The organism is Phycisphaeraceae bacterium, from assembly GCA_015709595.1.
GTDB lineage: Bacteria > Planctomycetota > Phycisphaerae > Phycisphaerales > SM1A02 > CAADGA01.
Genome location: CP054178.1, coordinates 2568742 through 2587014, shown reverse-complemented (window position 1 = coordinate 2587014; position 18273 = coordinate 2568742). Strand labels below are relative to the sequence as shown.

Annotated in this window: 16 protein-coding genes; 3 read left to right on the top strand and 13 right to left on the bottom strand. The window is 66.6% G+C overall.

The window, feature by feature from the left end; translation table 11 throughout:
• Window position 1: 1 nt before the first annotated feature.
• Genes HRU76_10965 through ccoN form a run of 6 tightly spaced genes read right to left on the bottom strand, consistent with a single transcriptional unit; the run spans window position 2 to window position 5673 of the window.
• Window positions 2-805, bottom strand: a complete 804-nt coding sequence (locus tag HRU76_10965; protein QOJ18076.1) for a sulfite exporter TauE/SafE family protein — start codon at window positions 803-805, stop codon at window positions 2-4.
• On the bottom strand, window positions 802-966 hold the full coding sequence (locus HRU76_10960; protein QOJ18075.1) for a hypothetical protein: 165 nt from the start codon (window positions 964-966) through the stop codon (window positions 802-804). The genes HRU76_10965 and HRU76_10960 overlap by 4 nt, the downstream gene beginning before the upstream one ends.
• Window positions 963-2519 carry a 4Fe-4S binding protein gene (locus HRU76_10955; GenBank protein QOJ18074.1) on the bottom strand — a complete coding sequence of 519 codons (1557 nt, stop codon included), beginning with the start codon at window positions 2517-2519 and terminating at the stop codon, window positions 963-965. The genes HRU76_10960 and HRU76_10955 overlap by 4 nt, the downstream gene beginning before the upstream one ends.
• Window positions 2516-3124, bottom strand: coding sequence for a c-type cytochrome (locus HRU76_10950; GenBank protein QOJ18073.1), 609 nt, complete (start codon window positions 3122-3124; stop codon window positions 2516-2518). Before HRU76_10950 ends, HRU76_10955 begins: the two co-directional genes overlap by 4 nt.
• The gene (locus HRU76_10945) at window positions 3114-3347 is read right to left on the bottom strand and encodes a cbb3-type cytochrome c oxidase subunit 3 (protein QOJ18072.1); all 234 of its coding nucleotides are present in this window, start codon (window positions 3345-3347) and stop codon (window positions 3114-3116) included. The genes HRU76_10950 and HRU76_10945 overlap by 11 nt, the downstream gene beginning before the upstream one ends.
• A complete protein-coding gene (ccoN, locus tag HRU76_10940; GenBank protein ID QOJ18071.1) occupies window positions 3334-5673 on the bottom strand; it encodes a cytochrome-c oxidase, cbb3-type subunit I in 2340 nt (779 codons plus the stop codon). The genes HRU76_10945 and ccoN overlap by 14 nt, the downstream gene beginning before the upstream one ends.
• Window positions 5674-5981: 308 nt before the next feature.
• Between ccoN and HRU76_10935 the strand changes: the two genes are divergently transcribed.
• Window positions 5982-7331 (top strand): hypothetical protein, encoded by a 1350-nt coding sequence (locus HRU76_10935; protein ID QOJ18070.1) that lies wholly within the window; start codon window positions 5982-5984, stop codon window positions 7329-7331.
• Window positions 7332-7505: 174 nt separating this feature from the next.
• On the opposite strand, the gene HRU76_10930 is transcribed toward HRU76_10935, so the two are convergent.
• Entirely contained in the window at window positions 7506-8159 is a 654-nt protein-coding gene (locus HRU76_10930) for a response regulator transcription factor (GenBank protein QOJ18069.1), read from the bottom strand.
• 130 nt (window positions 8160-8289) lie between these two features.
• Window positions 8290-10401: a PAS domain-containing sensor histidine kinase gene (locus tag HRU76_10925; protein QOJ18068.1), complete on the bottom strand. Its 2112-nt coding sequence runs from the start codon at window positions 10399-10401 to the stop codon at window positions 8290-8292.
• 233 nt (window positions 10402-10634) lie between these two features.
• On the opposite strand from HRU76_10925, the gene HRU76_10920 reads away from it, so the two are divergent.
• A complete protein-coding gene (locus HRU76_10920) occupies window positions 10635-10874 on the top strand; it encodes a heavy-metal-associated domain-containing protein (GenBank protein ID QOJ18067.1) in 240 nt (79 codons plus the stop codon).
• Between the two features lie 133 nt (window positions 10875-11007).
• Here HRU76_10920 and HRU76_10915 read toward each other — a convergent pair whose 3' ends face one another.
• The 5 genes from HRU76_10915 to HRU76_10895 all read right to left on the bottom strand — a co-directional run bounded on the left by HRU76_10915 (window position 11008) and on the right by HRU76_10895 (window position 17178).
• The gene (locus HRU76_10915) at window positions 11008-12276 is read right to left on the bottom strand and encodes a hypothetical protein (GenBank protein QOJ18066.1); all 1269 of its coding nucleotides are present in this window, start codon (window positions 12274-12276) and stop codon (window positions 11008-11010) included.
• Between the two features lie 86 nt (window positions 12277-12362).
• On the bottom strand, window positions 12363-13799 hold the full coding sequence (locus HRU76_10910; GenBank protein ID QOJ18065.1) for a hypothetical protein: 1437 nt from the start codon (window positions 13797-13799) through the stop codon (window positions 12363-12365).
• Window positions 13800-13991: 192 nt separating this feature from the next.
• A complete protein-coding gene (locus HRU76_10905; GenBank protein QOJ18064.1) occupies window positions 13992-15302 on the bottom strand; it encodes a CCA tRNA nucleotidyltransferase in 1311 nt (436 codons plus the stop codon).
• 49 nt (window positions 15303-15351) lie between these two features.
• A complete protein-coding gene (locus tag HRU76_10900; GenBank protein QOJ19172.1) occupies window positions 15352-16398 on the bottom strand; it encodes a 3'(2'),5'-bisphosphate nucleotidase in 1047 nt (348 codons plus the stop codon).
• Window positions 16399-16521: 123 nt separating this feature from the next.
• Entirely contained in the window at window positions 16522-17178 is a 657-nt protein-coding gene (locus HRU76_10895) for a DUF2179 domain-containing protein (GenBank protein ID QOJ18063.1), read from the bottom strand.
• A 290-nt stretch (window positions 17179-17468) separates the two neighbouring features.
• Between HRU76_10895 and HRU76_10890 the strand changes: the two genes are divergently transcribed.
• Window positions 17469-18218: a protein kinase gene (locus HRU76_10890; GenBank protein QOJ18062.1), complete on the top strand. Its 750-nt coding sequence runs from the start codon at window positions 17469-17471 to the stop codon at window positions 18216-18218.
• Window positions 18219-18273 lie beyond the last annotated feature (55 nt).

The following is an 18273-nucleotide window of genomic DNA, read 5'->3' as shown; positions in this document are numbered from 1 at the left end:
CTCAGTTGGAATCGTCAACGTCGTCATGGGTGCAACAGGGAAGGTCCGATTCGTCGATGGAGTCGATGTGGTTCAGCGCCGCATGGATGCCGTGCTCACGAGCATCGCCGGGCAGGCGCGTCAGCATCGAAGGTCCGAACGCCCGGGCGCTCACCGTCCACGCGCCGACCGCGATCAGCACGATCGCCGTGAGCTTCGGCAGATGCCGTTGCAACGGCCCGGCGAGCGCTTGCATGCCTGCCCCCGCCGCGGCCAGGATCGGCAGCGTGCCCGACCAGAAAACCGCCATGGTGATGGCGCCGGTCGCCGCATCTCCCGTAGCCGCCGCCGCCGCGACGAACACCCAGAGCCAGCCGCAGGGCAGCAGACCGGTGAGCAGCCCGAGCGTCGCCGCCCGCAGCAGGCCGGAGCGGGAGAAGGCGAAGTCGTAGCCGTACCGGATGACACGTTGCAGTGCGGGCCATCCCGACACCGAACGCACGCGCAAGCCGCGCAGGCCGCACACGCGGGCCAGAGCCATCGCGCCGAAGGCGATCATGACCGCGCCGGCCACGATCGCGGCTGGGCGCTCGATGCCGGCGATCGTGGCCCGGTCCATCGTTGACCCAATCGCACCCGCCAGAAGTCCGAGTCCTGAATAGGTCGTCAGTCGCCCCGCGTGATAGGCGGTCTGTAATCGCCATCGCGGCGTGGCGTCACCCCCGGCCACGCCGATGGCCAGGGCCAGCACGCCGCCGCACATGCCCGCGCAGTGGAGCGAACCGACGATGCTCGCCGCGAAGACGGCTGCGATGAGTGTGATCATCGCGTGTTCCCCTTCGGTACGACGCGGATCTGCGCCGCGTCCGCGGGTGGAGATGAAACAGTCACTGTGCGCGAGGAGATCGCGATCATCGCCGCGTCCACGGCGAAGAAGACCAGCACCATGAGCACCAGCAACAGGATGGCCAGCGTGCGGCGTTTCATTCGTCGCTCTCCGAAACGGCTGACCCGCCTCTGGTTCCCCCGCCGAACGGCCCCTGCAGCCGGTGAGGCATCCGCTTCTCGTACCCCGCATCATCGCGGATGATGATGGTCGCCGTCGCCATGCCGCGCTGAAACACACCGCGCGGCGACGTGATCGAGAGCACGACCTGACCGGTCTCCCCCGGCGCAACCTCGATCACGGGCGTGATTGTTTCCATCGCGCCGCCCGCCATGTCTTCGATGGAAAAATCATACCGTCGCAACTCGTCGGTGCGGTTGACGATCTTGACTGTCACTTCGTTGACGACGCGACCGTCGGTCAGCGTCACATACGGCCGCGTACTGGCGCGCAGCAGCGTGATGTCCGCCGGGGCGCGGTTGACCAGCACCAGCACGAAGAGAGATGCGATGACCAGCAGCAGCCCCGGATACAGAATCACGCGCGGGCGCAGCAGGTGCTTGCGCCCCGCCTCCATCGCCTCCCGCGATGAGTAGCGGATCAGCCCCCGCGGGCGACCGATCTTCTCCATCACCGCATCGCAGGCGTCGATGCACTGGGCACAGCCGATGCACTCCATCTGCAAGCCATCGCGGATGTCGATGCCGGTGGGACAGGTCGTAACGCACAGGCGGCAGTCGATGCAATCGCCGGTTGGAGCGGGCATCAAGGCAAGAGGCATCGAGGCGTGGAGGGCCGAGCGCGAGGACAGGTGGGAGTCGCCAGCCCCCGGCTCGCTCCCTTGGCCCCTCGATCCCTCGATCCCTTGATGCCCCGTTCCCTTGTTCCCTCGATCCTTCGATCCCTTCTTCCCCCGCGGCTCGCCGCGCTTCTCGTCATACGAAATGATGAGCGAGGAGCGGTCGAGCATCACCGACTGGAGCCGCCCATACGGGCAGGCCACGATGCACACCTGCTCGCGGAAGTACGCAAAATCGAAGAGGATCAGCCCCGTCACCGCCAGCACCAGCAGAAACGCCGCAGGATGATTGAGCGGCGAACCGAGCGACCACTGGAACACCGTCCTTGCTCCCACGAAATACGACAGAAACGTGTTGGCAAGGTGGAACGCAACGACGAAGTACGCCAGGTACATCAGCGCCCGGCGCAGCGGCATGGCGCCGGCGTTCTGCCTGCGGGCCGCAGGCGAGGCGCCGAGGCAGAGCCGCTCCAGCGGACGGAACACGAATTCCATGTACACCGTCTGCGGGCAGCCCCAGCCGCACCACACGCGCCCGAAGAGCGCGGTGAGCAGAAACACCAGCACGAACACACCCGCGATGAACAGCATCAGCAGCAGGGTGTCGGTGGAGAGGAACGTGGTTCCGAAGAACGTGAACTCGCGCCGCGCCACGTCCAGCAGCATCGCCGGCTTGCCGTTGATCTCAATCCACGGCAGCGCGTTGTAGAGCACCAGCAGCACGTAGGCCACGACACGCCGGCGCGCCAGAAAACGACCCTTGGAGAGCCGGGGGTCAAGCCACCGGCGCGTGCCGTCGCGGTTGAGCGTCGAAAGTACGCGCTCCGGGGCCTCGGATGGTGCGGCGGTGGTCATTTCCCCGCGGCGCCTCCGCCATCGGCAGGCAGGAAGGAATCCCACGGCGCAATCGCCATGCCCTCCGGCGCTTTCGGATTAGGTGGGTTGGAGCCCCGTTGAGCCACGATGTAGGCCGCCAGCAGCATCATCTGCGGCTCACGGAAGCGCGTACCCCACGCGGTCATGCCGGTGCCCTTCACCCCGTCGCGGATCACGCGGACGATGTCCTCCGGCTTGGTGACGTTCTTCCACTCGTCGTCCGTCAGGTTCGGGCCGATGTTGCCGCCCAAATCCGCCCGATGACACTGGGCGCAGTTGCTCTCGAACATTCCGGCCATAGCGGCCATGACGCTCTCGTTGCGGCTGAGCATCACGATGGCTTCGTTGGTGGGCTTCGTCCAGCCCAGCCGCGCCAGGTTCTCCTCCCAGTACGACGCGACCTGCTGCTGATAGGTGTCGTGGATGCTCGCCCCGATGCCGATGTGGTACCACATCCAGTACCCGATGGAGAAGAAGATCGACAGCGCAAAGAGCCATCGCCACCATCCGGGCAGCGGGTTGTCGAACTCCTTGATCCCGTCGTACTCGTGGTCGAGCAATCCGCCCGTCGGTTTACCTGACATGGGCCGACTCCTTTCCGGTGCGATCGCCGCCAGCCGGCAGGCGCGGCTCGACAGGCCGATCATCCTGCAGCGGAATGCGGGAGACCGCGTGAAAACGATCCCGCTTCGCGACGACCGTCCAGATCACCACCGCCAGAAACATCACGAAGAACAGAACCAGCGCCGCCTCCACCCAGGTCACGCCTGCGGCCAGCAGCACGAACCTTGCGTCAGTTGCCCACATGGCCCGCTCCCTTCTCGCTGGCGGCATCGGCCAGGGCGGCGGAGTCCTCCGCGGCGGGCGTTCTGAAGAGATCCGTCCCCAGTCGCTGCAGGTAGGCGACGAGAGCCACGATCTGGCGCGTCTCCCACGCGGGATCGGCGGCGTCGGGGCCATCCTGCTCGATGATGGTGGCGACGATCTGCCGCCCCTGTTCGCGGGCCAGCGCCGCGGCATTCCGCACCTCGTCCTCCGAGTACGGCACGCCCAGTTTCACCATGGCGCTCACCATGCGCTCGATGGCGAGGTAGTCGAGCTCCCGGTCCACCAGGTGCGGATAGTTGGGCATGATCGAGCCGGGCGTGACCGACTTGGGCTCGATCATGTGACGCACGTGCCAGCCGTGGCTCTTGGTGCCGCCCACGCGGTGCAGGTCCGGGCCGATGCGCCGGCTGCCCCATTGGAACGGGTGGTCATAGACGAACTCGCCCGCCTTGCTGTACTGACCGTAGCGCTCGGTTTCGGCGTGCAGCGGACGGATCATCTGTGAGTGGCAGTTGTAGCAGCCCTCGGAGATGTAGATGTCGCGTCCCGCCAGCTCCAGCGGCGTGTAGGGCGTCACCGTCTCGATCGTGGGCACGTTGGATTTGATGACGAACGTCGGCACGATCTCAAATGCCGAAGCGCTCAGCACGGCGATCACGGTCCAGAACGTGAACTTGAGCGGCAAGTGCTCCCAGCGGCGGTGCCACTGCCACTTCAGGAAGACATCCAGCTTCTTGGCGCTCTCGGTGACGCCGATCAGCGTGGAGGGCTCGAGGGGCGGATCGACGTACACCGGGTTGAGCGCCGGCGCCTGGTGGACCGGCTCCTCGTACGTCGCCGGGCGAGCCATCCATGTGCGGATCAGGTTGTACGCGCACAGGCACGCGCCCGCAATGTAGAGCGTGCCGCCCAGCACGCGCACCCAGTAGAACGGCATCAGCCGCATCACCGTCTCGACGAAGTTGTACTTGAGCATTCCCTCTTCGTTGAAGGCCAGCCACATCAGACCCTGGGTGATGCCCGCGGTATAGATCGGGATCACGTACAGCAGGATGCCGATGGTGGCGACCCAGAAGTGGGTGCTCATCAGCGCGCGCGAGTACAGCGGCGCCTGGTACAGCCGCGGCGCCAGCCAGTAGATCATGCCAAAGGTCATGAACCCCACCCACCCCAGCGCCCCGGCATGTACGTGGGCGATGGTCCAGTCGGTGTAGTGGGACAGGGCGTTGACGCTCTTGATCGAGAGCATCGGGCCCTCGAACGTGGACATCATGTAGAAGGTGATGCCCACGACGTAGAACTTGATGATGGGGTCGTCCGTGAGTTTGCTCCACGCGCCGCGGAGCGTGAGCAGGCCGTTGATGCCGCCGCCCCACGAGGGCATCCACAGCATCAGCGAAAAGAGCATGCCCAGCGTGCTCGCCCACGCCGGCAGCGCGGTGTAATGCAGGTGGTGCGGCCCCGCCCAGATGTAGATGAACACCAGCGACCAGAAGTGAACGATCGACAGCCGGTACGAGAAGACCGGACGATCCGCCGCCTTGGGCAGGAAGTAGTACATCAGCCCCAGGAACGGCGTGGTCAGGAAAAAGGCCACCGCGTTGTGACCGTACCACCACTGCATGAAGGCGTCCTGCACGCCGGCGTAGATCGGGTAGCTGTTGAGCCACCCGGCGGGCACCACCAGGTTGTTGAACACGTGCAGCACGGTGATCGCCACAATGGTGGCGATATAGAACCAGATGGCGACGTACAGGTGCCGCTCGCGGCGGACCTTCAGCGTGGCGAAAAAGTTGAACGCGAAGACCAGCCACACCACCGCGATGGCCACGTCGATGGGCCACTCCAGTTCCGCGTACTCCTTGCTCTGCGTGATTCCCAGCGGCAGGGTGATCGCCGCCGACACGATGATGGCCTGCCAGCCCCAGAAGTGGAATCGGCTGAGCCGGTCGGACCACATGCGCGCCTTGCACAGCCGCTGGGTGCTGTAATACACCGCCGCGAAGATGGCATTGCCCGCGAAGGCGAAGATGACCGCGTTGGTGTGCAGCGGACGCAGCCGGCCGAAGGTCAGCCACTCGTGGTCCAGCAGGCGCGCCAGCGGGGCGACGATCGGCTCGTACCACGAACCCGGCTCAATGGCGGGCATGACCAGCTGCAGGGCGATGATCAGCCCGACCAACATGCCGACCAGTCCCCACAACATGGTGGCGGCGGAGAACTTGCGCACAATGTCGTCGTCGTAGGAGAACGATTCCAACGGCCCGTCGGCGCTGGCGGGCGAGGCGGCTTCTGTTGCGGTCATCGCGTCGTGGTTCCTGTCGTGAGCCGAATGGGCAACCGCCCCGCGGCGGTCTGTCGCCCTGTCGCGAGGAAACAATCGCTCCCGCCATGCCGGGCGACTACAGGGAAGCGTCCCTGTTTGCACCCCTCACGTCCCCGGGGAGCGCGGACACCTTGTCCACCCGAACGCCACGGGTTCGCCCGATCAGGGAATCTTCCCGATGGCGGCCTTTTTCCGAATACGGGATGCTTTTATCCGATATTCGGCGACGGCGGACCCGGCTCGTGCCTTCCCGCCAGCGCTGATCCGAATGAGGAAAGGATGGACTCATGCGTACACCACGGGTCGGAGGCGCCGCCCTGGGTCTGGCCGCCGCCGCAACGGTCATGCTGGCGAGCGCACCCGCGGCGTCAGCACTGGGCGAGGACGACGCCTCCCTGCGTCAGCGCGTCGCGGAACTGGAAGCGCGTCTGGCGGAACTGAAGCAGACGAGCACGCATCACTGGCTCACCGAGCAGCGCGCCGCCGACATCCGCGCCCTCGTGCAGGACGTACTGGCCGACGCTGACACCCGCGCGTCGCTGCTGCAGGGCGGCGGGACGGCCGGGTGGGACAACGGATTCTTCCTGGCCAGCGCGGACGGCAACTTCCGGCTCAACCTCAAGGGGCTGGTGCAGGTCCGGTACGTCTTCAACCACCAGGATGATGACGCCGAGGATTCATCCCGGGGCGGATTCGAGAGCCGGCGCACCAAGCTCATCTTCACCGGCCACGTCGTCGATCCGTCGTGGATCTACAAGGTTCAGGGCAACTTCTCATCGATGGGCGGCGGGTTCGTGCTGGAGGACGCCTTCATCGGCAAGGCCCTCGGCAACGGCTGGACATTCCTCGCCGGACAGGTCAAGGTGCCGATGCAGCGCGAGTTCCTCGTGGAGAACTACGACCAGCTTCCCGTCGAGCGCTCGCTCGTCGATGCCGAGTTCAACGCCGGACGCACCCAGGGCGCAGCCATCGACTACCGCGGCGACTGGCTGCATTTCACGTTCGGCTACACCGACGGACACACCGCCACCGGCGGCACCAACGCTCCGGCGCTGGCCTACGACACCGAATACTCGCTCACCGCACGGGCCGAGGTGCTGCTGGCCGGCTCGTGGGATCAGTTCGCCGATCTCACCTCGTGGAAGGGCGAGGAGTTCGGCTTCATGCTGGGCGGCGGCATCCATTACCAGGACGGCGAGTACGGCACCGCGGCCGACGAGATCGAGGCCCTGCAATGGACGGTGGACGCCTCGCTCGAGTTCGGCGGCGCCAACCTGCTGGCGTACGTGGTCGGACGGCACCTCGACTCCACCACGATCGACCTCGACCAGTACGGCTTCGTCATCCAGGGCGGCTTCTTCGTCACCGATGATGTCGAACTCTTCGCCCGCTACGAATGGGGCGACGACGACATCTCCTCGGAGGATCTGAGCATCGTCACCGTCGGCTTCAACAAGTACTTCTCACGCCAGCAGCTTCGCTGGAGCTGCGACGTGGGCTACGGACTCAACGAGGTCAGCGCCACCTGGGGCGATGGACTGCTCGGCACCGGCGGCGCCGGCGCGGGGTGGCGAACCGACGCCTCGGACAACGACGGACAGATCGTCTTCCGCACCCAGCTGCAACTGAAGTTCTGACCCCCCTCCACCCCCAAACACACACGCACCGCAGGCACCCATCACCCACATCGTCGGCCGCTCCACCACGACAGGAATGGCCGAACCACGCGGAGCCAACCGCATGGGGCGAGCAAGCAGGACACGCCTTGCCCGCCCCTTTTTCATGCGCTGACGGGTCGGGTTGACAGGCGTTCACGCCTCGGCGAACCCCTCGCGGATCGCCAGACGCATCAGTTCCGCCCGTGACTCGACTCCCAGCTTCTTGAGAATGCGCTCCTGGTGACCGTCGATCGTCTTGGCGCTGCGGCAGAGCTCCTTGGCGATCTGCGTGCGCGACAACCCCTTCCCGATCAGCCGCAGCACCTCAATCTCGCGGGGGGTGAGCGCATCCAGCGCGGTGCGCGGCGCGGCTTCGGCGGACGATGAACGACCGTGACTCCCGGCGCGCGGCAGGGCGCAGTGCGCCTTCACCTTCGGCCCCATGACGAACGCGCTGCTGGTCTGCGCCGCCACCTGCTTCACACCCGCGACGATGTCCTCCAGCTCATCGCCCTTGGCGAAGTATCCCCACGCGCCGCACTTGTACGCCGCGTTCAGATACCGATCGCGGATGTGCGCGGACAGAAAGATCACCCGCGCCTGAGGGTGCAGGTGCCGCAGACGATCGGCCATCTCGAAGGCGTCCGGCCCGGGCATCTCGATGTCCAGCAGCACCACCCGCGGATGGAGGCGTTCCACCTCGTCGAGCAGTTTCTCCGCGGTCGCCAGGCGCCCCACCACGCGCACTCGGCCATCCACGGCGAACTGCGCCTTCAGCCCCTCCACCAGCACGGCGTGGTCGTCCACGCACAGGACGCGGACGCCGTCGCCCTCCGGAGCGGTCGGAGTACCGGAAGCTCCTCCCGTGGAAACACGTCGAGCGCGAGTGGCGGCGGCTCTGGTCGTGGACTCTGTCATGGCCTTGCACGACTCCTTGTCAGCGATCCGACGCCGCCTCGGCGAGCGCGGCACGCACGTCGTCGAGGTCATCGGGCCTGGTGATGGTAATCGCGCCGAGCGACTTCCACCCACTCCGCTCCCGCGGGGACGGTGCGCCCCACAGCACCACGCGCCCCCGGGGACGGGCGGATCGCCACGAACGGACGCGATTCAGAGCACCTGGAAGCGGTTCGATCAACCAGCAATCCGCCCCGCCGCAGGCATGAGGTTCGACGACCGTCATCCCGGACGACTCGATGAAGTGACGCACCAGCGAGGCCGCCCGGCCGTCGGTCAACTCCACGAACGCGGTTCTTCCGCCGCCCGCATCTCCGTTCGCGCTGGACGCCCGCGCTGCGATCGGCAGGAGCATCGAGACCTTCGTGCCGCGCCCTTTCTCCGATTCGATTTCCACCACCCCTCCGGCGGCGTCCACCACCTTGCGCACAAGGGAAAGCCCCAGTCCCGTGCCCAACCCACGCGGCTTGGTGGTGAAGAACATCTCGAACGCGCGACGTCGGACCTCCTCACTCATGCCCGGGCCGTTGTCAATGACCGAGAGACGCACCCAGGATCGACCGTCGCGCTCGACCGGCTCCGCCTCGAGACGGATGCGTCCGATACGCCTCTGCGGCATGGAGGCGATCGCCTCGCCCGCGTTCACCACCAGGTTGAGCACCGCCTGCGTGAGCCCGTGGGCGGGCACGCCGACTTCGGGCAGGTCGCCGCGCAGCGCCGCCGTCAACCGCACCTGCTTCGGAGCGGCCTTGCCGATCAGCACCCCCACGTCGCGCCACCAGTCGGCCAGATCGGTGGCTGATTCGGTGGCGTCTTCCCGCTCCGGGTCGAGCGCCAGGTAGTGCAGGCCATCGGCCAGCTGCTGCAGATAGGCGATGCTCCGCTGGATGCCCTCCAGGTGGTGTCGAGCTGCCGCCGGAAGCGCCGGATCGGAATGACGCAGCGCGTTCAACCGCGCCCGCACCGGCAGCAGCACGTTGTTCATGTCGTGGCCCAGGCCGGCGGCCAGTGTGCCGATGGACGCCATGCGGTCAGCCATGTGCAGCTGGGCGCGGCTCTTCTCGAGCTGAGCGGTTCGCTCCTCGACCAGCTGCTCGAGCTGATCGTGATGTCGCGCCAGCGCGTCCTCGGCGTTGCGCCGGCGGATGAGCTGCCCCAGCGGGGCGACCGCCGCCGTCACCAGCGAGAGCAGGCGGTGGTCATCCCTTCGGCTTCGGCGCAGGAAGAACAGCAGCAGCGCCTCGGTCTGATCCTCACACCGGATGGGAATCGCCGCCGCCGCCTTCAGTCCCGCCGCCGTGGCCTCATGATGACGCAGGAACACCCGCGGGCTCAGTTTCGGAAGATCATCGAACCACACGCTCTCCGCGGCGCTCCATGATCGACCCACCAGCCCCGAGTGCGTGCGGGCCGTCAGACGCGACGCGCCGGCCCGCATGGCGGCGAAGCGGCGGCCCGTCCGAGGCCAGCACGCGCCGCGCACCACGGCGGTGTCCGTGCCGCCATCGGCGGCGCCCGCGTGCAGCCACACCTCGCCGTAGTCCCATCCGGTGGCCTGGATGATCTCCCGGAGCGTTTCATGCATCGCCTCGGACAACGTGCGGGCTTCACCGATCAACCGCGTCAGGGTCTGCACCAGTCCCAGTTCCTGCTCGAAGCGCTTGCGTTCTCCAAGGTCGCGGATGATGCCGACGAAGAGAGGCGAATCCCGCCCCGGCACGTCGGCCCGTGACACGCAGAGTTCGATGGGGAACAGCTCCCCGTCTCGGCGCACCGCCTCGAACTGACGCGCCCGGTTCAGGATGGTGGTCTGACCCGTGCGTCGATAGCGCTCCAGGTACCCGTTGTGCGCCCCACGGTGCGGCTGAGGCATCAGCATGCTGACGTTGCGGCCGGTCAGATCACTCGGCTTCCACCCGAACACCCGCTCGATCGAGTCGCTGGCCGATTGAATCACCCCCCAGGCGTCGATCACCACCACGGGATCGAGCGTGGCGGCCAGCACCGCCCGCTCCAGCGATATCGACGATGATTCGGTCCGAGACTTCGCCCGCGATCGAGAACGCGAGGATGGGGCTGGTCGTTCCGTCATGGCTGATCGTATGGCCACGTCCACATGCCGGCGGAACTCGATCACGCGGCGAATCGGGTAAGTTTCCGCATGGTGCCAGCCAGACGATGAGCCAAGATTCACGGCATGGGGATCTCGCTGCCCGCCCCCGTTGTCGCCACATGCCGCTTCGCGACTCATCCATCCCCACAAGGTCCGCATCGATTCGCCCTGGCGGAGTGTTCCGCGGGGTTCCCGTACCTGGTTCGACGCCAATGTCCCGTGATACTCAGACCAGCATTCTGATCGGCGGCATGCGCGACAACCGCTGCCGCGAACGGCTCACCGAGGCGCTGGAGCGGGTGCGGGGCGTCCACCACGTCGAAGTCAGTCTCTACCGGGGGCGGGCGATCGTCTCGCATGACGCCAGCTGCACCGGCGAGGCGCTGCGGCGCGTGATCGAGGAAGCGGGATACAACGCCAGTATCAACGGCAAGAGCCGGAATCCCAGGTAGGCCGGCCGCCACGGCGCTCCGCGTCGTACGGATTCGCCATCGCGTATCGGGCCGAATGAACATCGCGCCCGCGAACGCTCGGCCAGAGCGACTCGCGGGCGCGATGGATGGAGCAGGACGAGGCGAGCGAAGGTCAGCGCCCGCGCCGCTCCTGAGCCAGCAGGTCGGCCAGCTGCTTCTTGAGTTCACGCAACTGACGCTCCAGGACATCCTTGGGCGGGAGACCGATCTCGTACTCGCACACGTTGGGGCAGCGACCCCACCACTTGATCAGCTCCTCGACCAGCGTGATGGCCTGACGAATCTTCTGTGCGTTGCTGGCGGCGGCGGAACCCTGGATGATCTGGTATTCGCCGAACAGCCGGGGAATCTCCACGCGGGCGCGTTCGACGGTGGCGTTCCACTCCTTGTGGATGCGCTTGCCAAAGTCGCTCACCTCGTGCCACGCGGGCAGGTCGAGCAGCGCGGCCAGTTCCGCCTCGGTGTCGGCCTTGCCGTCGGCGAACCCGCTGTGCAGGGCCGTGGAGACGGTGAACGACAGGTTCTCACCGGCGCGGGACAGGACGTACTGCCCGGTGAGATCGTTGTACCAGGTGACTTCGCCGGTGACGGGATCCTTGTCGTAGGAGAGGAGCTTGGGCTCGTGGATCATGGCCTCGGCGATGTAGCGAGAGCGCCCGCCGTACTCCGCCCAGTCGCCCGCGGTCCGCAGCCATCGCTGCAGATCCTCGCCCTGCACGGCCCGGGTGCCGGCGAACATGGTCATGGCCCCGGCGTTCCCCTCGGTGCGGAAGTAGATTTCATGGCAGTGCAGCGCGGTGGCGCAGGCGGCGGAAATGGCCTCTCGGATCCACGCCACCACGCGGTGACGCTTGCGAATCTCGACCATCGTGGTGTGGATCTTCTCCATCTCAAGCACCAGGCCGCCGCCGGACTCGATGTCCAGCACGATGATGGGGGAGACGCCTGTCTGCTCCTTGATGCGATCCGCCTCCTTGCCGACGGCTTCGATCTCCTGGTGACGGAACTCGACGCCCACCATGCCGGAGAGCGGCAGGACGATCACCCCGTGCTTCGAGGTGTCGATGGTCGAGCCGCGCGTGCCGCGAACGGTCTCCACGTTGGTCACGCCCACTGGCGTCGGGCCCGCCGGCTGGCCGGAATCCTTTGATTCGACCTTCACGTCGCGCTCGATGGTGGCGACCTCGTTCATCCAGAAGACCAGTTCCTTCACGAGCGCGCCGGTGGTGACCTTGACGCGCACGTAGTTCTCGGTGGTCTCGATGATGTCGCCCACGAAGACGCGGCCGTCCTTCATGGTGACGCGATCGGCGGCGTAGCCCTGCAGCGCCATGCCCAGCGCCAGACCCATCGCGATGATGCCGTTTCTCAAGCCCTTCATGAACGTCAACTCCTGATCAGCAGTTCGGAATGCTCGTTGCTCGTGACCCTCGATCAATGCTTCACCCTCGTCGCCTCAGAGACGGATCACCCGCCTCCGCCGGGCAGCCCCGGCCCGCGACCACCCCCGCCGCCGCCGCCGGTGCCCCGACCGCGATCGCGGTTCTGGTTGTTGATCTCCTTGATGCGCTCGCGAATCTGGCGGATGCGAAGCTCCAGGTCCAGCTTGCTCACGCCGCGACGCTCCCACTCGCGCTCGATGGCCTTGTACTGGTTCATCGCGGCGATGATCTTCTCCAGCGCCGACAGCTCGGAACCCAGGTACTTCACCTCGTCGTCACCGGTGGCCCAGCGGCGGTAGTCCTGGATGTCGAGCATGAGCTTCTCGGTCTGGGCGAAACGATCACGCCACTTGGTGATGTAGGTTTCGATCGACGACTCGCCGATTCCCTCGCACTTGCGGTACTCCCGGTAGCCCAGGATGAACGCCAGGTCGGCCAGGTTGTCCTTGCCCGTGGGCTCCACCGTCTCCTGGCTGATGCGCAGGTTGCGGGCGTCCTCGGCCAGGAACGTGGGCGTCCAGTCCTCGCGGCTGTCCACCACCACCTCGCCGGTGTCATCCAGCTTCCACACCACGTTGCGTCCCTTGAAGTCCGCGCTCAGCTTGGCGTTGGGGAACATCATGGCGTGGGCCAGGTTCAGATCGTGCCGCCCGTGCTCGACGAAGCCCTTGGCGATGCCGGCCCAGGCGGCCTGCATCTTGGCGCGCACGTCAGGATCCTGCCAGGCCGCCGTCACCTGGTGAACGATGTTCAGACCGTCGAGAACCCCGTTCGGCTCCATGTAGATCTCGTTCCACGCCAGCGCCATGATCGAACTGACGCCCTTGGACTTGGCGATCCACATCACCTGCCGCGTGTCGCGGAAACTGTCCTTGAACATGTGAACCAGCCGCCGGTACTCCTCGAAGTTCAGGTAGTCCTCGATGGCCCGTGGGTTGGGGTTGAGCTTGTGCTCGCTCGAATCGGAATCGAGCCGGAACACGATGCACGTGGGGTTGTGCTTCTTGATGTCCTCGATGATCGGGCGGTAGACATCGATGAAGATGTCCGTCGCCATCTCGCCCTTGAAGGGCACCACGTAGATGCTCGGAATGCTCGGATCGAACGTCTGCTCCGGCGCGGCGGGCGACCCGGCGGCAGGGGCGCCGGCGTCAGCGGGCTTGGATTCCGCCCCTTCGACCGGAACGCCGCGCTTGATCTCGCGGATCTGGTCGCGGAAGATCGTCATCGCGCTCTTGAGGCCGGTGCGACGGTCGTGAATCTCGAAGCGCACATCTGTGCGTGACTCGCTGAGGATCTTCCCGCGAAGGACGCGACCGTCGGTCAGGTACAGCACGTCCTCGGTCACGTCCTGCTGCACCCACGCCAGTCGCGCCTGCGTTTCGGTCGCCCCGAGCACGCCGCACAGCACGCCAAGCCCGACCACCGCCGACCACCGACCGCTTGAGAGGATTCGATTCATCGCTCAGTATCTCCGACACCTTCGGGGCTGCCATGCTTCCCCTGCGGTGCTTCAAGAAGGACCGATTCAGCCACGGACAGGCCGGGTCTCGATCAGGCCCGGCGGCGTTTGTACAGCATAATCGACGCACGGAATCCTGCAAAGTTCCGGTTTTCCCCCTTTCGCCCCCCCATTTCCGGCCTGCGACCGCCCTCAGCCGGGATGAGACCGTTTCTCCGGACGGGCACGCCTCTTCCCTTCCCGCTGGCTGTCGTACTGCTCAAGAAGCTGCCTCGCCATCGCCAGGCCGCCAGGCCGGTCGATGACCCGTCCTTCCAACTGGGCGTCGTACACATTCCACAGGACGTGCCGGAAGGCGGGACCGGGCTGGAAGCCCGCCGCAATCAGGTCGTCACCGGTCACCAAGGGAGGTGGCGCCAGTCCGGTCCGAGCCAGTTCCGCCACGTCCTGCTCCACCGAGGCCGCCCGCTGCGGCTCGGTCGCCTTCACAATGGGCAATCCCAACGCGTAGGCCGGGCTGGACGCCAGTCGTTTGCGGGCCGCGACGGGGAGCGCCATCCACGACGCCCCAATCGCCTCCACGCCTCGCAGGGCGTCCTGCATCCCGTGCCAGTCATCGTTCGAGAGCATCAGGGCCTTGCGCCATCCCTCCGCATCGGACGCGATTGCGGCGCCACCCGACCGGCGATCCAGCCACCAGGCGGCCAAGGCGGTCGGCAATGGCACCGACTCATCCGTGCCCGCCGTCCCTCGGAGTCCCGCCAGCCGTGGAAGCGGCCCCTCCCAGTGGGGCTCCTCCAGCACCGCCGCGTCCAGTTCCAGTGACTGGACCAGCGTCGCCGCCTCAGCCCGTGCGGGTAACGCCATCATCCATGTCACTTCCTGTCCGATCCGCTCGCGGCTCACACCCCTCAGGTCGCTCGCCGCCCTCCGGATCGCTTCCGCCGTCCTCGGGTCGAGCCGGAACCGGAACCGGGCGGCGAATCGCACCGCTCGCAGCGCCCGCAGATGATCCTCGCGCAGGCGGGCCGCTGGATCGCCTATCGCCCGGATGACACCGGCCTCCAGGTCGGCCAGGCCTTCCACGTAGTCGATGATCTCCCCTGTCTCCGGGTCTTCGTACAACCCGTTGATGGTGAAATCACGTCGCCGGGCGTCCTGCGGCGCGTCGGCGTAGGACACCTGGTCCGGTCGTCGGCTGTCGGAATAGGCGCCATCGGCCCGGAAGGTGGTGACTTCGACGGACTGCCCCCCGATCCGCACCAGCACGACGCCGAAGGCCGCTCCCACGCCATGGGCGCGGGGAAAGAGCCGCTGAATCTCCGGCGGGGTGGCGTTGGTGGCGACGTCGTAGTCCTTGGGGGTGAGTCCGAGCAGTTCGTCCCGCACGCACCCGCCCGCGAAGAGGGCCTGGTAGCCCGCCTGTCGCAGCCGCAGGGCGACCGCTTCCGCCGCCTCACGCGGTGAGAACCGGGTCTCCCCATGCTCGCCTGGAGTGGACATGGTCAACGATAGACGAGCCGCCACGACCAGCACGATGTCCCGGGCGGTTTCACCGCTGCGGATGCAGCCCCAGGGCCGCAATCGCCTCGATGATCCGACCATGGAACCCGGGCCCCGCGCAGACCACGCCCCGGTTGGCGCTCAGCCCTGCGCCGCGCGAGAAGTCCAGCGGCTTGCCGTCGATGTCGGTCACGACAGCGCCCGCCTCGGTCGCCACCAGCGATCCCGCAGCGTGGTCCCAGATCTTCTCCACGTAACCGGGCTTGGTGGGAAGCCGCAGGTAGGCATCGGCCTGGCCCCGCGCCACCACGCCGTACTTGGCCTGACTGTCCAGCCGCGCCGGAGTACCCGCCCCTCCCAGCCGCTCCACGATGCGGGCGGTGTCGTCATGCCTGGTGTGGCCCGACTCGACCGACTCGCACACGCGGATGGGGCCTTGATTCCCGGAAGCCCCTTTGGCGCCCGAAGCGCGAATTGCCGCCGCGCCGCCCTCTGGTTGACTGGCCGACATCATGGTCGCGCCGCCGCCTTTCACCGCGGCGAAGATGACTCCGTGGGGATCAGGATCGTTGAAGTCCCGCCTGAAGTCCAGCGAGAGATTGGGGCAACCCATGACGCCGACCTTGACCACGCCCCCCTCGATCCACGCCAGGGCGAGCGCGTACTGCCCGTTGCGCAGGAATCCCTTGGTGCCGTCCACCGGGTCGAGCGTCCAGTACGCCGAGGCGGTGGCGTCATGGCCCCCCAGATCAATCGCGTGCAGAACATCCGATGGGGCGGCGTTCGGCCACGTCAGGCGGACCGCCTGCACCACCTGGTCGAGCAGGGCGCGGTTCGAGGGGTCGCGCAGAATCGCAGCGCTTTCCTCGCCGACCATGAGCAGCCCCGGGCCGCCCGATTGCGTGGATTGCGACAGCACGTGGTTCACCACCGCCTGGGCCGCGAAGTCCGCCACGGTCACCGGACTCTTGTCATCCTTGGAAACACCCTGGATGGACGCCAACTCACGCTGCACCGTGCGGGTAACGGCACACGCCGCCGCCACGGCTTCGATGGCCAGCTGTTTGCGGCGTTCCAGCGACGACGCGGCAGTCACCTCGGACACATGACGCTCCTTCTTGATGAGTAGCGGTCGGGGCGGATCATACGCGGAGGGCGGATGGCTGACGGGACAGGCGTGCCCGCGTTGAGAAACCGGTTCGTGACGACTCCCGCTCCCTCACTTCCGCAATGGGAAGAACCGATCCACCATTCGCTTCCCAAGCGACGCTTCCCGCGTGAAGCCGCCTCCCGAGGCATGGTCCACCCGCTCGACGGTGATGAACGCCCGTGGGGCGATCTGGCGCACCAGCGCCCGGATCTCGCTTACCTGCCGCCGCTTGACCACGAGGAAATCCACTTCCACCTTTCCGTCGCGTCCCTCGCCCTCGACGCGGGTGACGCGATACCCCGCCGTCCGCAGCGCGGTGGCCAGCTCGATGTTCTTGTCGATGGAGATGATCCGCAGGATGCGATACCCCAGGGCCAGGCGTTCTTCGCACTTGACGCCAAGGATGACGCCGGTGGCGTAGCCCCCCGCGTATCCCATCAGGGCCCAGGGGTTGTCCAGGTAGCGGATGGCGCTCCCCACCGCCAGCACCCAGATCAGCACCTCGAAGAAGCCCATGATGGCCGGAACAATCTGGTACCCCGCCACCACCAGCATGGAGCGAACCGTCCCGATCGATACGTCGCAGATGCGGGCCAGGAAGATCAGGATCGGCACGTACCACGCCATGGCAGACGCCGCCACGGCCGCGGCGACGGGCGGCTCCACCGGAACGATGGCGCTGCTGACCAAGGTCAGGAGGGGAAGGATTGAGGTGAGATCGGGCATGGGTGGCGACGACGGCGAACTGGGCGGACGGGAGCAGCCCAAGGCGAACCCTATTGTTGCCCGAAACTTCCGGATGAACAGGGGGGAGCCCTCGGGGTCATCGATCGTCCGGCCCGGCTCAGGGGCCGGGTTATCCCGAAACCATCCACGGGCCATCCCCAGCATGACATGACCGTTCTTTCGCCCCGCGCGAAGCCCGGACCGGGGGGTTGGGCATCCAACGAAAACGATCATCAAATCCCGTCCGAGCCGCTACCCGATGCGCCGCAGACGTGCTATCAATGCGGCTGATGGCTCCCCTTCTCGCCAGTCCGAAAACGACGCGCGTCACGTCGTTCAATCTGCCGCCCGGCCGACAGATCGGCGGCAAATATCTCGTCGAGCAGAAACTCGGCTCAGGCCAGGAAGGCGAGGTCTACAAGGTGGTCGAGCGGCGCACCGGCATCACCCGCGCCGCCAAACTGTTCTTCCCGCATCGCAACGAGGCCGACCGCGCCGTCACCGTCTACGCGCAACGCATGGAGCGCGTGCGCAAGAGCCCCATCGTCATCCAGTATCACCACTCCGAGGTGATTCGATGCCGCGGCGTCAACGTCACCGCACTCATCAGCGACTTCGTCGAAGGTGAACTGCTCGTGGACTACGTGCGCCGCCAGCCGCGCCGCCGGCTGCATCCGTACGAGGCGCTGCATCTGATCTACGCCGTCGCGCGCGGACTGGAGGAGATCCACGCGGCGCGCGAGTATCACGGCGACATCCACGACGGCAACGTACTGGTCAAGCGACAGGGCATCTTCTGGGATGTGAAGCTCGTGGACTTCTACAACTGGGGGCGCACCACCGCGGCCCACTACCGCGACGACGTCATCTTTCTGGTGCGCATGCTCTACGACATCCTGGGCGGCCGCGAGACCTACGCCGGACAACCGGCCATCGTGAAGCACATCTGCCGCGGCCTGCGCAGTGATCTCATCGGCGCCGAGTTTCCCACCGCGCGTCATCTGCGCGAGTTTCTCGATTCGTACCTCTGGACGGAGTGAACGTGGGATCACCGCTTCCTCGCGGTCGCGGTTCTCTCGAGCGACGCCGGACCGG